Below are 13832 nucleotides of genomic sequence, written 5' to 3' on the forward strand. Positions count from 1 at the left end.
ACATGCAAATAGCCAAACGCGACCAATCGCCCATGGCCCAGGCGCCGCCAACGGCGCCGGGCCGCCCTCCCCTGGCGGGCCGGCGCGCAGGATCAGAGCTTGTTGAACAGGCTCAATTGCGACACCCGGGCAAACGCCAGTTGCGAGGCTTCGAGCATGGCCTGCTGCAAGGTCAGGGTGATCGCCGCCTGGGACATGTCGGTGTTGCCGATGGCGTTCTGCGTGGTCTTGTTGGCCACGCCCAGGCTGGTGTTTTCCTGGCGCTGGATCTCCAGCGAGTTGCCCCGCGCACCGATCGAGCCACGGGTGATGTCGATCCGCTCGCGGCCGCTGGCGAGGTTGGCGACCGCCGAGGCCACGGCGTTGCGCAGGTCGACGTTGACGGTTTCGCCATCGATCGGCGCATCCAGCGCGGCGCGCAGTTGCGCCAAGGTTTGCAGCGGGTTCTGCGTCTGGTGAGTGTCGACGCTGACGCTGAATTCATCACCTACCGCGGGTGCATCGCTGACCTGGTAAGTGACCCCGGCCACGGTGAAGGCGTTGCCGCTCATGCTGCCAGTGGCCACCGGCTGGCTGTCATCACTCATCGGCTGGGCGTAGAGCGCGTAGTCGGTGGCGCTGGTAAAGCGAATCACCGCGCCGCCACTTGGGAACGTGCTGTGATAGTCGGCCGGGTTGCTGATGCTGCTGCCGGTGATCTGCGCGGTCGAAGGGTTGCCGGCGCCACGGCTGGCGGTGAGGCTGTCCGGGCGCGTTTGCAGGCTGAACTGGTGGCCAGCGACTGCAGCATCGGCATCCTCGCCGTCCTTGAGCGACAGGTCGATACGAAACTCCACGCCGCGCAGGGTGACCACGTTGCCGCCTTCGGTATTGGCATCGAACACGCCGTTGGTGGCGGTCTGTGCAGTGATATCGTTACCGCTGGCATCGGTGATGGTGAAGCGCGTCGAGCTGGTGAAGTTCAGCGAGTACGGCTGGCCGCTGGCGAAGCGCTCGTTGTAGCTCGAGGTGGAGGTCATCAGCCCTTGCGAGACCTGCACCTTGTTGTCGTTGGGCAGCGGCGCGGTCAGGGCCGACTCGGTACGGTTCTTGTTCACCGCTTGGTCGAAGACATTGAAACCGGTGTCGTTGGTCGCAAGGTTCAGGGTGTCGGACACCTGCAGGCTCAGCTGGGTCTGGTCGCCGTGGTAGCTGTAGGTGCCGTCGGCGTTGCGCTGGTAGGGCGGCTGGGCGGTCTTGGAGCCGCCGAACATGTAGTTGCCGTTGGCATCACGGGAGTTGAGCAGGCCGAAGACGTTGGCTTCGATTTCCTTGAGCTCGCTGCTGATCGAGGTGCGGTCGGCGTCGGTCAGGCCCGCACCGCCAGCGCGCACCGCCAGGTCGCTGGCGCGCTGCAAGGCCTCGTTGACCGTCGACAGCACGCTCTCCTCCTGCAACAGGGCGTTGTTGACCGTGTTCATGTTGGCGTCGTACTGCCCCAGCAGGGCCTGCTGCTGTTGCAGAATCAGCAGCCGCGCCGCACCGACCGGATCGTCGGCGGGGGTCTGAATGCGCACGCCAGAGGTGATCTGGTCGTTGGTCTTGGCCATGTCGGCGAAGTTCTTCGCGTAGCTGTTGGCGCTGGCGTCGTAGAACTGAGCAGTGGAAATTCGCATGGTCAGTTAGCCCTCACAGCGCGTTGATCAAGGTTTGGAAGGTTTCCTGCGCCGCCTTGATGATCTGCGACGAGGCCGTGTAGTAGTGCTGGAACTTGACCAAGCTGGCCGCTTCGTCATCGAGGTTGACCCCCGACACCGCGCTGCGGCTTTCCTTGGCCGACTTGAGCACGGCATCGGTCGCGGTGCCGTCGATCTTCGCTTGGTTAGCCTTGGCGCCGACCTGCTCGACCAGCGATGCATAGGAGGCGGTAAAGCTGGTGCCACCGCCGGACTGAGTGCCGACCGTGGCTTTGGTTTGCAAGGCCAGCAATTGCGCGGCGTTGCGGTTGTCGGACTTGCCGTCGCTGTTGAACGACAGGGTGAACGTATCGTTGCCGTTGGGGCTGCCGCCGATCTGCGTCTCGACCTTCAAGGTGCGCGGGTTGCCGCTGGCATCGAGCAATGGCGCGCCGTTGGCATCGCGCAGCGGCACACTCAGCGCCAGCTTGTTGTCTTGCCCCGGCACGATGCTGCCGGTGCCGATCGAGGCGCCCTTGGCATCGAACAAGGTGTAGCTCTGGGTACCGTTGCTGGGTGCCTGGAACACCATGCGCACGGGCATGGAGCTGCGCATGGCATCACGCACAGCGGCGGTGTCGGCACCGCCATACACGTCGAGTCGCTCACCCAGGGTCGGCTGGGTGATGCTGCCGGTGCCGCCGTTGCCACTGCCAGCCGCAGCGCTGATGGGCGCTGCGAACGCCAGTTTGTTGGCATCCTGGGTCACGGTGGTGATCGCCGAGGCCGCGCTGCGGGTCGGAATGATCTTGAAACTGTCGCCGGCCGCCAGCGCGCCGCCCTTGAGCGCCAGGGTGAAGCCGTCGATGACCGGCGCCGGATTGGCGCTGAGGTCGAAGTTGCCCATGTCGCTGCCGTCGGAGCGGCGCACGCTGTACTGGCTGGCGCCGGTGAACTTCACCTCATAGTCGTAGGTGGTCAGCGCGCCACTGTTGGCAATGGTCACATCCAGGTTGCCGGAACCTGCGCTGTTGCTCGACGAGGCCAGGCTGCGCTGGGCGATGGCCGTGGCGCTGTTGATGCTGGAAAACAGGTTGCTGCCGAACTGGCCATTGGCATCCAGGCCCTGACCGAGCTGGCTGTTGATGCTGTCGGAGACCACCAGCGCGACGCGGCCCAGCTCGTTCATGGCCGGCATCAACACGTCACTGCGATAGCGCAGCAGGCCGCCGATCTGCCCGCCGCTGATCACCGAGGTCACATCCGAGCTGAAGTCCTGGTACTGGATCTGCACGCTGGCCTGGCCCTTGTCGGCGCTGCCGGGCTGCACCGACAGCGGATTGGCGCGCACGCCGACCACCAGCGACTGGCCGCTGCCCAGCGACACGTCGAAGTTGCCTTCACGTTCCTGCACGGTGACACCGACCAGCTCATTGAGCTGGCGCACCGCCTCGCTGCGCGCATCGAGCAGGCTGTTCGGCGCGTTGCCTGAGGCCGACAGCGAGACGATCTGCTTGTTGTATTCGGCGATGTTATTGGTGAGCTTGTTGACCTGCCCGGTGAGGGTCTGCAACTGCGAGTTGATCAGCTCGTTCTGCTGGCTCATCTGTCCGGAGACGGCATTGAAGCGATTGCTCAGGGTCTGCGCCTGGGTCAGCAGCAACTGCCGCGAGGCCACATCGGACGGCGACGCCGAGGCCGTCTGCAAGGCCGAGAAGAACCCGGTGAGCACCGAGCTGATGCCGGTGTCGCGGTCTGCCAGTAGCTTGTCGATGCCGGTGATCTGGTCTTGGAACGCGGTGGCGTCGGCCTGCAACGACGTGGCGGTCTGCAACTGGTTGTCGAGATAGGCGCTGTAGATGCGCCGCACTTCCGACAAGGTGGTGCCGGTGCCGAGAAAGCCCGCGCCGATGTTCTGCGAGGGCGACGAGGTCTGGATGACTTGCTGACGCGAGTAACCCGAGGTCGCGGCGTTGGCGATGTTGTTGGAGGTGACCGACAGCGCCGCCTGGCTGGCACTCAGGCCGCTCAGCCCGATCGAGATCAGATTAGTCATGGGTCAATCCTTATAGAGTCGTTGCAGAGCCGGCCATGGCGTACTGGGCAGTGGGTTGCAGCTGTCGGGCGATGCTGATGATCTTGCGCGCGTAGTCAGGATCGGTGGCGTAGCCGGCCTTTTGCAGCTCTCGAGCAAACTGTTCCGGTTTATCGGCAGAAGCCACGGCATCTTTATAGCGGCCGTTGTCCTGCAACAGGCTGACCAGGTCGTGGAAGCTGTCGGCATAGGAGTCGTACGAACGGAACGCCGCACGTTCCTTGACGAACTTGCCATCGCGGAACTCGCTGGTGATGGCACTGGCTTCACCGCCCTGCCACTTGCCGGTGGCCTTGATGCCGAACAGGTTGTGGCTGCTGCTGCCATCGCTGTTGCGCATCACCGACTTGCCCCAGCCGGTTTCCAGCGCGGCCTGGGCCACCAGGTAGCGCGGATCGATGCCGATGCGCTTGGCCGCCTCTTCGGCCATCGGCAGCATGGTGCGAACGAATTCGTCGCTGCCGGAGAAGGCCTTTTGCGGGGCCAGTGGCGGTTGCGCAACGGCGCGACCGACGATCTGCAAGCCATTGCCGGACGCCACGGCCAAGGCCGCAGCCGGCTTGGCAGCGTGACCGATCGAGGTGTCGCGACCGCTGGCGTTGCTGCGGCCGAGCGAAGGCGCGTTGTCGCCAGTGCCGGGCGCACCGGCAGACGGCACGATGCCGGCCAGCAGGCGGTCGGTGAGCTTGCCGGGCAGGGCCAGCCGGCGTGAATTGAGCGCGGCCACGTCGTTGCGCGCCGTGCCGGTTTCGCCGCTGGCGCTGGGTGCTGCCACCTGCGCGCCCCACAGGGTCGGCGCATGGCCACCACGCGGGAACGGGCTGGCTGCCGCGCTGGCGGTGCTGGCCTTTGTTTTGGACAGCTGGCGCACCAGTACATCCTGCAAGCCGATACCGCCGCCCTCGCGGGACATGCTCACGGCCATCTGCTGGTCGTACATGTCCTGGTACTGCTTGACCGTGTCGGTGTTCATCGGGTTGTCGTCGGCCACCACGTTGCTGGCCTTGCGCGACGCCTTGAGCATTTCGCTGATGAACAGCGACTCGAACTCCTTGGCCACCTTGCGCACGTTGGCGTCGCTGTCGCGATCGCCATGCTTGAGCGAGCTCAGGCGGTTGAGGTCTGTGTAGGCACCACTGTCGGGCGTGTTCGATACCAGGCTCTTGGGCGTCATCGGCGCAGACCTCAGATCACGATCAGGTCGGCTTGCAAGGCGCCGGCCTGTTTCAGGGCTTCGAGAATCGCCATCAGGTCGCCGGGCGCCGCGCCGACCTGGTTCACCGCCCGGACGATTTCATCCAGGGTGGTGCCTGGGCCGAACTTGAACATCGGCTTGGCTTCCTGCTCGGCATTGACCCGCGAGCGCGGCACCACGGCGGTCTGGCCGTTGGAGAAGGCGCCTGGCTGGCTGACGATCGGGTCTTCGGTGATGGTCACCGTCAGGCTGCCGTGGGTCACCGCCGCCGGCGAGACCTTGACGTTCTGGCCGATGACGATGGTGCCGGTGCGCGAGTTGATGATGACCTTGGCCACCGCCTGGCCCGGGTCGATTTCCAGGTTTTCCAGAATCGACAGGTAATCCACCCGCTGACTGGGGTCCATGGGCGCGGTGACCTGCACCGAGCCGCCATCGAGCGCCTGGGCCACACCCGGGCCGAGCAGTTCGTTGACCTTGTCGACGATGTGCTTGGCGGTGGTGAAGTCGGGACGATTGAGGTTCAGGGTCAGGCTGTTGCCCTGGTTGAAGCCGCTGGGCACGGTACGTTCCACCGAGGCACCGCCGGGAATGCGCCCCGCCGACGGCACGTTGACGGTGATCTTGGACCCATCGCGGCCTTCGGCATCGAAGCCGCCGACCACCAGGTTGCCCTGGGCGATGGCATAGACATTGCCATCGATGCCCTTGAGCGGGGTCATCAGCAGGCTGCCGCCGCGCAGGCTCTTGGAGTTGCCGATGGACGACACGGTGATGTCGACCACCTGCCCGGGCTTGGCGAACGGCGGCAGGTCGGCATGCACCGACACCGCGGCGACGTTCTTCAGCTGCACGTTGCCCGAGCCTGGCGGCACCTTGATGCCGAACTGCGCGAGCATGTTGTTGAAGGTCTGCAGGGTGAACGGGGTCTGGGTAGTCTGGTCACCGGTGCCGTTGAGGCCGACCACCAGGCCGTAGCCGATCAACTGGTTGCTGCGCACGCCGGAGATGCTGGCAATGTCCTTGAGGCGTTCGGCGTGGGCGGCGAACGCGCAGGTGAACAGCAGGGTCGCGGCGAGCAGGTGCCTTGCGTTGAACATGGTCGTCGGTACTCAGAAGGGCCAAAGCGGGCTCATGAAGAAGCGATCCAGCCACCCGGGCTGGCTGGCGTCGGCGAACGAGCCGGTACCCGAATAGGTGATGCGGGCATCGGCGATGCGCGTGGACGACACGGTGTTGTCGGTGGCGATGTCATCGGCCCGCACCAGCCCTGCGATACGCACCAGTTCGTCACCGGTGTTGAGGGTCATCCACTTCTCGCCGCGTACCGAAATGATGCCGTTGGGCAGCACATCGGCCACGGTCACGGTGATCGAACCGGTCAGGGTATTGCCCTGGTTGGCCTTGCTGTCGCCCTTGGTGGAGCGGTCGCCGCTGTAGCCGCCGCTGAGCGAAAGATCGCCGCCACCGAACGGGTTGTTGGTGGTCGCCGAACTGCCGAACAGCGAGGTCAGACCGAGGTTGGCCTTGCTGTTCTTGGCGATCTGCGAGCCTGCGTTCTTGCTCGCCGAGGTGCGCTCGTTGAGGGTGATGGTGATGATGTCACCGACGCGGAAGGCCTTGCGGTCGCTGTACATGTTCTGCTCGAAACCGGCCTGGTAGATCGAGCCGTTGTTGGCCGCGGCCGGCAGCGGCGTGCGCGGTAGTACAGGGGCGTAGTACGGGTCGTTGGGCTTGGCGGCGGGCGCCACGCACCCGACCAGCGACACGGCCCCTGCCAGGGCGAACACGGACAACAGACGACTCATGGCGCGTACCTCACGGTGTAACGGGCGCGGGAAACGGGGTTCACAGTTGCTGGGTGACGAACGACAGCATCTTGTCGGCGGTGGAGATGACCTTGGAGTTCATCTCGTAGGCGCGCTGGGTGGTGATCATGTTCACCAGTTCTTCAACGGTGCTGACGTTGGAGTTTTCCAAGGTCATCTGCTGGGTGGTACCGAAGCCGTTGAGGCCCGGGGTGCCAACCTGTGGCGCGCCGCTGGCGGCGGTTTCGAAGAACAGGTTGTTGCCGATGGCCTGCAGGCCGGCCGGGTTGATGAAGTCGGCGGTCTGGATGTTGCCGATCACCTGTGCTGCCGGGTTGCCGGCGGTGGTGATCGAGACGGTGCCGTCCTGGCCAACGGTGAAGGTCTGCGCATCGTTGGGCACTACCACGGCAGGTTCGAGCGCGAAGCCGTTGGCGGTGACGATCTGCCCGTCGGAGTTGAGGTGGAAGGTGCCGTCACGGGTGTACGACACCGTGCCGTCCGGTTGCAGAACCTGGAAGAAGCCACGGCCGTTGATCGCCATATCCAGCGGGTTCTCGGTGGTTTGCAGGCTGCCGGCGGTGAAGCTCTTCTGGGTGCCGACCACGCGCACACCAGTACCGACCTGCAGGCCCGAGGGCAGCTCGCTGTCCTGGGTCGACTGGGCACCGGGCTGGCGCTTGACCTGGTAGAGCAGGTCCTGGAATTCAGCGCGGTCACGCTTGAAGCCGGTGGTGGAAACGTTGGCCAGGTTGTTGGAAACCACGGTCAGGTTGGTGTCCTGGGCGGACAGGCCGGTCTTAGCGACCCACAGAGCCGGAAGCATTTAGTGTTCTCCTGGTGCGCCTGTTTTACGGCACCCGTTCAAGTGTGATCAGCCGATTTGCAAAACACGCGCCATGGCTTCATCGCCTTCCTTGGCCGTGTTCATCATCTTGATGTGCAGCTCGAACTGGCGAGACAGCGACAGCATCGAGGTCATTTCTTCCACTGCGTTGACATTGCTCGCTTCCAGAAAGCCCGACACCACGCGCACGTTGACGTCGGCGTCAGCCGGCTGGCCGCTGCTGGTGTGGATCAGGCCATCGAGGCCCTTGACCAGGCCCTTGGTGTCGGGGTTGACCAGCTTGATGCGGTCGACCTGAGCCATCACCCGCGGGTCTTCACCCATGGCGCGGATGCTGATGGTGCCGTCATCACCGACCTCGACCTTCTGCTCGGGCGGCACAGCGATCGGTCCGCCATTGCCCAGCACCGGCATGCCGTTACCGGCACGCAGCACGCCGAGGGCGTCGATGTTCAGGCTGCCGGTGCGCACGTAGGCTTCGCTGCCATCCGGCGCCTGCACGGCCATGAACCCAGCACCTGAGACGGCCACGTCCAGCTCGCGCCCGGTCTCGATCATCGCCCCTGCGGAGAAGTCGGTGGCCGGGCGCTCGGTCATGGCGTAGGCGCGCGACGGAAAGCTGTCACCGAACACCGGCATCGACCGCGCCTGCTCCAGATCACGCTGGAAACCGGTGGTGGAAATGTTCGCCAGGTTGTTGGCATGGGCCTGCTGGGCCAATGCGTTCTGGCTGGCGCCGGTCATGGCCACGTAAAGCATCTTGTCCACGGAGGATCCTCTGGGTTCGAAGCGAAACGTTGTCGCTATGCGCGGCATCAAGCAAGTATCGAACCAACTCGGCAAAAGCCTTGTTTTACAGGGGTTCGCGCGTAACTGCGGCGGTCAAGGTGTCGGTTTGCTGGCAACTTCTTGCCAAGCGCCGGCAAGCCGGCTCAGCGTGGCCGGCAGCCGGCGTTGTCGAACGGCCCGGCATGCCACACCCAGCCGTCGCCCGGCTTGTGCTGGCTGCACAGGTAGCGTCCGGTGAGCTTGCTTTGCCACAGCTGAAAAGGCGCAGGCGCGGCCTGCACCCAGGCATGGCCGAGCAGCAGGCAGAGCGCGCTGATGAGGAAGGTTTTTTTCATGAAGGATTCGCGCCGGTACACAAGCCGGTGGCCGCCGTAGCGGCGCACCCGCCTGAAGCCGTGTCACGCCATCTGGATGATGGTCTGCAGGATGGTGTTCTCGGTCGAGATGGTCTTGGCGTTGGCCTGGTAGTTGCTCTGCGCCTTGATCAGGTTGACCAGCTCGCCGGTAAGGTCGACGTTGGAGTCCTCCAGCGCGCCGCCAGTGATCTTGCCCAGGGTGCCGGTGTCCGGCTCGCCCACCACCGGCACACCGGAGGCGTACGATTCTTTCCACGCGGTGCCGCCGACCGGGGTCAGGCCCTGCAGGTTGGCGAAGGTGGCCATCGCCACTTGGCCGATGACTTTGTCGCGACCGTTGGTGAAGCTGGCGAACAGGTTGCCGCTGGTGTCGACCGCAAGGCCGGACAACTCACCGGTGGCATAGCCGTCCTGGGCTTTGGCGGTGGTCGCCGAGGCGGCGTTGTACTGGGTGGTGGCGAGCATGTCCAGGCTCACCCCGGTCGGGTTGGCGGTGGCACCGTTGCTTGCCCAGTCGCCCAGGGCGTTCTTGTGACCCGGCACCCAGCCATCGACCTGGAAGGTCTTGTCGGCACTGATCGACAGGCCGCCGGCCACCGGGCCTGCGTTCATGGCGTCGACATCCAGCGAACCGTCGGACTTGAACGGCAGGTTGTTGACCAGCGGCGTGGTGTTGGTCGGGTCGGTCGGGTTGCGGCCGTTGACCGTGGTGTACATGGTCCACGAGTTGCTGGCCGTGTCACGTACGAAGTACTGGTTGAGCTGGTGCAGGTTGCCCTGGCTGTCGTACAGCTCGGTATTGAAGGTGTGGTTGTAGCTGTCGACGTTGGCCGGATCGAACGGGGTGACCTTGGGCGTCGTGGCGGTGGAATTGAGGTTGAGGGTTTCGCTGATCTTCGAGGTCGGCTTGGGCGCCAGGTTCGAGGTGTCGATCTGCAGGTCGGTCAGCGCGCCGCGCACCACCTGCCCTTCGGCATCGACCGGGTAGCCTTGCAGGTTGGCGCCGGAGGCGTTGACGATCTTGCCGTCCTTGTCGCTGTAGAAGGCACCGGCGCGGGTGTAGATACGCGAGCCGTTGTCATCCATGGCGAAGAAGCCGTTGCCGTCGATGGCAAGGTCAAGGCTCTTGCCGGTGCTGACGATGTTGCCGGAGCTGAACATCTGCGACACCGCGGCGGTGCGTACGCCGCTGCCGACATCGGTGCGACCGCTGGTGCCGCGCACCGAGGCCGAGTACTGGTCGGCGAATTCGGCACGCGACGACTTGAAGCCGGTAGTGGCCACGTTGGCGATGTTGTTACCGGTGACGTTGAGGGCCTTGTTGGCTGCATACAGCCCGCTCAGTCCGATATTGAAAGACATTTACTCACTCCTGCCGACGTCGGTCGGCCCTCAGATTCCGATCACTTGGACTTTCGACAGGGGCACACTGCCCAGCCCTGCCAGGTTCAACATCATTTCGCTGCCATTGACGCCGGTGGTGACGCTGTTGACCGTGGCCGGCAGATTGGTGGTCATCGCGGTCGCGGTGCCTTTGATATCGGCAGTGGCCTTGAAGGTATAGGCCCCGGCCGGTGCCACTTCGCCCTTGGCGTCGCGGCCATCCCAGGTGAAGTCGGCCAGCCCGCTGCTCTTGCTGCCCAGGTCGAGGGTGCGCACCAGGTCGCCCTGGCTGTTGTACACACCGACCTTGACCGACGTGCTCGAGGCGCTGAGGTTGACCGAGCCTTTCATGTCCTTGCTGGTGTCGACGCTGGCGGTATCGGTCTGCACCACCACGTTGCGCCCGACCAGCGATGAGGCCTGCAAGGCGGTCGACGACTGGAAGCCCTGGAGAATGCTGTTCACCGAGCTGTTCAGGGTCTGCATGCTTTCCAGGCTGCTGAACTGCGCCAGCTGGGCGACGAACTCGCCGTTCTGCTGCGGATCGAGCGGGTTCTGGTTTTTCATCTGGGTCACCAGCAACTGCAGGAACGCGTCCTTGCCCAACGCGCTGCCGGCGGTGCCGCTGCTGGCGTTGGTGGTGGAGCGCTGCTGTTGCAGTGAGGTCAGGTAGCTCGAGGCGCTGACGTTGTCTGTGCTGCTCATGGCGATATCCCGCTTACTGACCCAGGGTCAGGACTTTCTGCATCATGGTCTTGGCCGTGTTCATCAGCTCGGCGTTGGTCTGGAACGAGCGGCTGGCGGAAATCATGTCAGCCATTTCCTGCACCACGTTGACGTTGGGGTAATAGACGTAGCCGTCCTTGTTCGCCGCCGGGTGATTGGGCTCGTAGCGCGCCTGCAGATCGCTCTGGTCCTCGACGATGCCGGTGACCTGCACGCCGCGTCCGGCCTGGCCCTGATCCTCGAACAACGATTGCCCGGCGCCGTTTTGCGCCTGCTCGAAGGTGGTGGCGAACACCGGGTGGCGGGCGCGGTAGGTCTGGTCGATGCTCGAGGACACGGTTTCGGCGTTGGCGATGTTCGACGCCACGGTGTTGAGCCGGGTGTTCTGCGCGCTCATACCGCTACCGGCGATGTTGAAGACATTGGCAAGGGACATGGTCACTCTCCGCGCAGGGCCGATACCAGCCCTTTGAATTTGCTGTTGAGCAGGGTGAAGCTGGCCTGGAAGTCCAGCGCGTTCTGCGCGTAGTTGGACTGCTCCATCTGCGCATCGACGGTGTTCTGGTCAATCGACGGCTGGCTCGGAATGCGGTACTTGAGCGCTTCATCGGCCCCGCTCAGGCCCTCGGCCTCGATGTGCCGGCCGTTGGTGCGGGTCAGCGCCACGCGGCCGCTGTCCTGCTTCTGCGCCTCGGCTGCCAGCACTGCAGAGAAGTCCAGGTCGCGGGCCTTGTAGTTGGGCGTATCGGCGTTGGTGATGTTGTTGGCCAACACCTCAGCCCGCTGGGCGCGAAAATTCATCGCCTGCTGGTGGATGCCGAGCGCCTTGTCGAAGTTGATGCTCATGTCGGGGAACCTGCGCAGGTTGACCGGAAATAGGTTGAGCGAAACTTAGCAAGGGCTGTGCCAAACCGGCAAAAGCCTTGCCGGCCATGGGGTTGAATGAAAAAGCCTGGGGCCGGCTTGCCAGAAAAGCGGCAAATCGCTGCCGGTCGGGCGGCAGCGGGCGGCAAAAGTGCGGGGACGCAGAGAGCGGAGCAAAATTTTGACGGGGCGCCAGTTGCTGCTATTCACCCCGGAATGCGGCCGCTGCTGAATGAGCGGCCGTGGCGATCACTTGGCCTGGTAGATGATGCCCGGGCTGCACTGCACCATCTGGTAGTGGTCGGGCAGGCCATTGAGGGCCTCGGAGGCGCCGAGGAACAGATAGCCGCCGCGCTTGAGGGTGCCGTGGATGCGCAGGAGAATGTCTTTTTTCACCTGGGCAGAGAAATAGATCAGCACGTTGCGGCAGAACACCACATCGAACTTGCCCAGTGCGGCGTAGCTGTCGAGCAGGTTGAAGGCGCGAAACTCGACGCGGCTGCGAATCGCCGGCTTGACCGCATAGCGGCCAGCGCCCTTGCTGTCGAAGTAGCGCTGCAGGCGCTCGGGCGACAGGCCGCGGGCGATCGCCAGGCTGTCGTACTCGCCAGTGCGGCAATTGTTGAGCATCAGCCCGGACAGATCGGTGGCGACGATCTGCCCCCCCATCTTCAGTTGCCCCAGGTTGCTGCGCTCGAATTCATCGAGGGTCATCGACAGCGAGTACGGTTCCTGCCCCGACGAGCAGGCCGCCGACCAGATCCGCAGGCGCTGCCCAGGGTTGTTCTTGATGAACTCAGGGATGACCCGGTTCTTCATCACCTCGAAGGGGTAGTTGTCGCGAAACCACAGGGTTTCGTTGGTAGTCATTGCATCGACCACCTGCTCGCGCAGGCCGCCGCGCGGCTGGCTCTGGATGCGCTGCACCAGCTCGCCGAGCGACTTGATGCCCTGCTGTTCCATCAGTTTGTTGAGGCGGCTGGAAACCAGGTATTGCTTGTTGTCACCCAACAAGATGCCACAGGCTTTTTCCAGGAAGACCCTGAACTGTTCGAAATCTGAAGTCGCCGTAGACACTGTTGCCGCCCCTCTCAAATCACAGGTGCCGGGAGCAGCGCCCCCGGCCATTTCAATGTGTTGCCTTGATCCGGTCGACCACGCGCTGGGCGAGATCGTCCGGTTTGAACTTGGCGAGGAAATCATCCGCACCGACTTTCTTGACCATCGCCTGGTTGAAGACACCGGACAGCGAAGTATGCAGGACGATGTGCAGCTTTTGCATGCGTGGATCGCTGCGAATGGCTGCGGTCAGTGTGTAGCCGTCCATTTCCGGCATCTCGATGTCGGAGATCATCATCAGGAATTCTTCTTCCGGATGCTTGCCCTCATCGAGCATGGTGTGCAGGTAATCCAGCGCCTGACGCCCGTCGTTGAGCGCCACCACTTCGACGCCCACGGTTTGCAGACAACGGCTGACCTGCTTGCGTGCCACAGAAGAGTCATCGACGGTGAGCACCCGCAGCATGACCGCCTTGTCCTGCACCTCGGCATCGATCACTCCGGCCGACACCGACTCGGAGGTTGGCGCCACTTCGGCCAGCACTTTCTCGACGTCGATGATCTCGACCATCTTGTTGTCCACCCGGGTCACCGCCGTCAGGTAGTGGTCGCGACCGGTACCACGGGGTGGCGGGTGGATCTCTTCCCAGTTCATGTTGACGATGCGTTCCACCGAGTGCACCAGGAAGCCCTGGGTCTTGGTGTTGTACTCGGTGATGATCACGAAGCTGTTGCTGATCTCTTCCTGAAGCCCCGGCAGGCCGGTGGCCATGGACAGATCGAGAATCGGAATGGTCGCCCCGCGGATGTTCGCCACACCGCGCACCACCGGGTGCGACTTGGGCAGCACGGTCAGCGGCGGGCATTGCAGCACCTCGCGCACCTTGAACACGTTGATGCCATACAGCTGCGCGCCGTTCAGACGAAACAACAGCAGTTCAAGACGATTCTGCCCGACCAGCTGTGTGCGCTGATTGACCGAATCCATTACTCCCGCCATGCCAGACTCCTCTACCTTTCAGCCCTGATTACCAAGTCGGCACGGGCTTTGCTTT

Annotated in this window: 14 protein-coding genes; all 14 read right to left on the reverse strand. The window is 63.9% G+C overall.

What is annotated here, in order from left to right; all coding sequences use genetic code 11:
- Positions 1-92: 92 nt before the first annotated feature.
- Positions 93-1655 carry a flagellar hook-associated protein 3 gene (locus H618_RS0107830; protein ID WP_028694551.1) on the reverse strand — a complete coding sequence of 521 codons (1563 nt, stop codon included), beginning with the start codon at positions 1653-1655 and terminating at the stop codon, positions 93-95.
- A gap of 13 nt (positions 1656-1668) precedes the next feature.
- The gene (gene flgK / locus H618_RS0107835) at positions 1669-3711 is read right to left on the reverse strand and encodes a flagellar hook-associated protein FlgK (RefSeq protein WP_028694552.1); all 2043 of its coding nucleotides are present in this window, start codon (positions 3709-3711) and stop codon (positions 1669-1671) included.
- 10 nt (positions 3712-3721) lie between these two features.
- Positions 3722-4924 carry a flagellar assembly peptidoglycan hydrolase FlgJ gene (gene flgJ, locus H618_RS0107840; RefSeq protein WP_028694553.1) on the reverse strand — a complete coding sequence of 401 codons (1203 nt, stop codon included), beginning with the start codon at positions 4922-4924 and terminating at the stop codon, positions 3722-3724.
- Between the two features lie 11 nt (positions 4925-4935).
- Positions 4936-6045, reverse strand: a complete 1110-nt coding sequence (locus tag H618_RS0107845; RefSeq protein WP_028694554.1) for a flagellar basal body P-ring protein FlgI — start codon at positions 6043-6045, stop codon at positions 4936-4938.
- Between the two features lie 12 nt (positions 6046-6057).
- Positions 6058-6753: a flagellar basal body L-ring protein FlgH gene (flgH, locus tag H618_RS0107850; RefSeq protein WP_028694555.1), complete on the reverse strand. Its 696-nt coding sequence runs from the start codon at positions 6751-6753 to the stop codon at positions 6058-6060.
- A 40-nt stretch (positions 6754-6793) separates the two neighbouring features.
- Entirely contained in the window at positions 6794-7579 is a 786-nt protein-coding gene (gene flgG, locus H618_RS0107855) for a flagellar basal-body rod protein FlgG (protein WP_028694556.1), read from the reverse strand.
- 48 nt (positions 7580-7627) lie between these two features.
- Positions 7628-8368: a flagellar basal-body rod protein FlgF gene (gene flgF / locus H618_RS0107860; RefSeq protein WP_028694557.1), complete on the reverse strand. Its 741-nt coding sequence runs from the start codon at positions 8366-8368 to the stop codon at positions 7628-7630.
- 164 nt (positions 8369-8532) lie between these two features.
- Positions 8533-8724 (reverse strand): hypothetical protein, encoded by a 192-nt coding sequence (locus H618_RS0107865; RefSeq protein WP_028694558.1) that lies wholly within the window; start codon positions 8722-8724, stop codon positions 8533-8535.
- Positions 8725-8787: 63 nt separating this feature from the next.
- Positions 8788-10107, reverse strand: coding sequence for a flagellar hook protein FlgE (flgE, locus tag H618_RS0107870; RefSeq protein ID WP_028694559.1), 1320 nt, complete (start codon positions 10105-10107; stop codon positions 8788-8790).
- A gap of 30 nt (positions 10108-10137) precedes the next feature.
- Complete coding sequence (locus tag H618_RS0107875) at positions 10138-10833, reverse strand: flagellar hook assembly protein FlgD (protein ID WP_028694560.1); 696 nt, start codon at positions 10831-10833, stop codon at positions 10138-10140.
- A gap of 13 nt (positions 10834-10846) precedes the next feature.
- Positions 10847-11290 carry a flagellar basal body rod protein FlgC gene (flgC, locus tag H618_RS0107880; protein WP_028694561.1) on the reverse strand — a complete coding sequence of 148 codons (444 nt, stop codon included), beginning with the start codon at positions 11288-11290 and terminating at the stop codon, positions 10847-10849.
- Positions 11291-11292: 2 nt separating this feature from the next.
- Positions 11293-11700 (reverse strand): flagellar basal body rod protein FlgB, encoded by a 408-nt coding sequence (flgB, locus tag H618_RS0107885; RefSeq protein WP_028694562.1) that lies wholly within the window; start codon positions 11698-11700, stop codon positions 11293-11295.
- A gap of 267 nt (positions 11701-11967) precedes the next feature.
- Positions 11968-12795, reverse strand: a complete 828-nt coding sequence (cheR, locus tag H618_RS0107890) for a protein-glutamate O-methyltransferase CheR (protein ID WP_028694563.1) — start codon at positions 12793-12795, stop codon at positions 11968-11970.
- Positions 12796-12847: 52 nt separating this feature from the next.
- The gene (locus tag H618_RS0107895; RefSeq protein ID WP_028694564.1) at positions 12848-13777 is read right to left on the reverse strand and encodes a chemotaxis protein CheV; all 930 of its coding nucleotides are present in this window, start codon (positions 13775-13777) and stop codon (positions 12848-12850) included.
- Positions 13778-13832 lie beyond the last annotated feature (55 nt).

The organism is Pseudomonas cremoricolorata DSM 17059 = NBRC 16634 (assembly GCF_000425745.1).
Taxonomy (GTDB): domain Bacteria; phylum Pseudomonadota; class Gammaproteobacteria; order Pseudomonadales; family Pseudomonadaceae; genus Aquipseudomonas; species Aquipseudomonas cremoricolorata.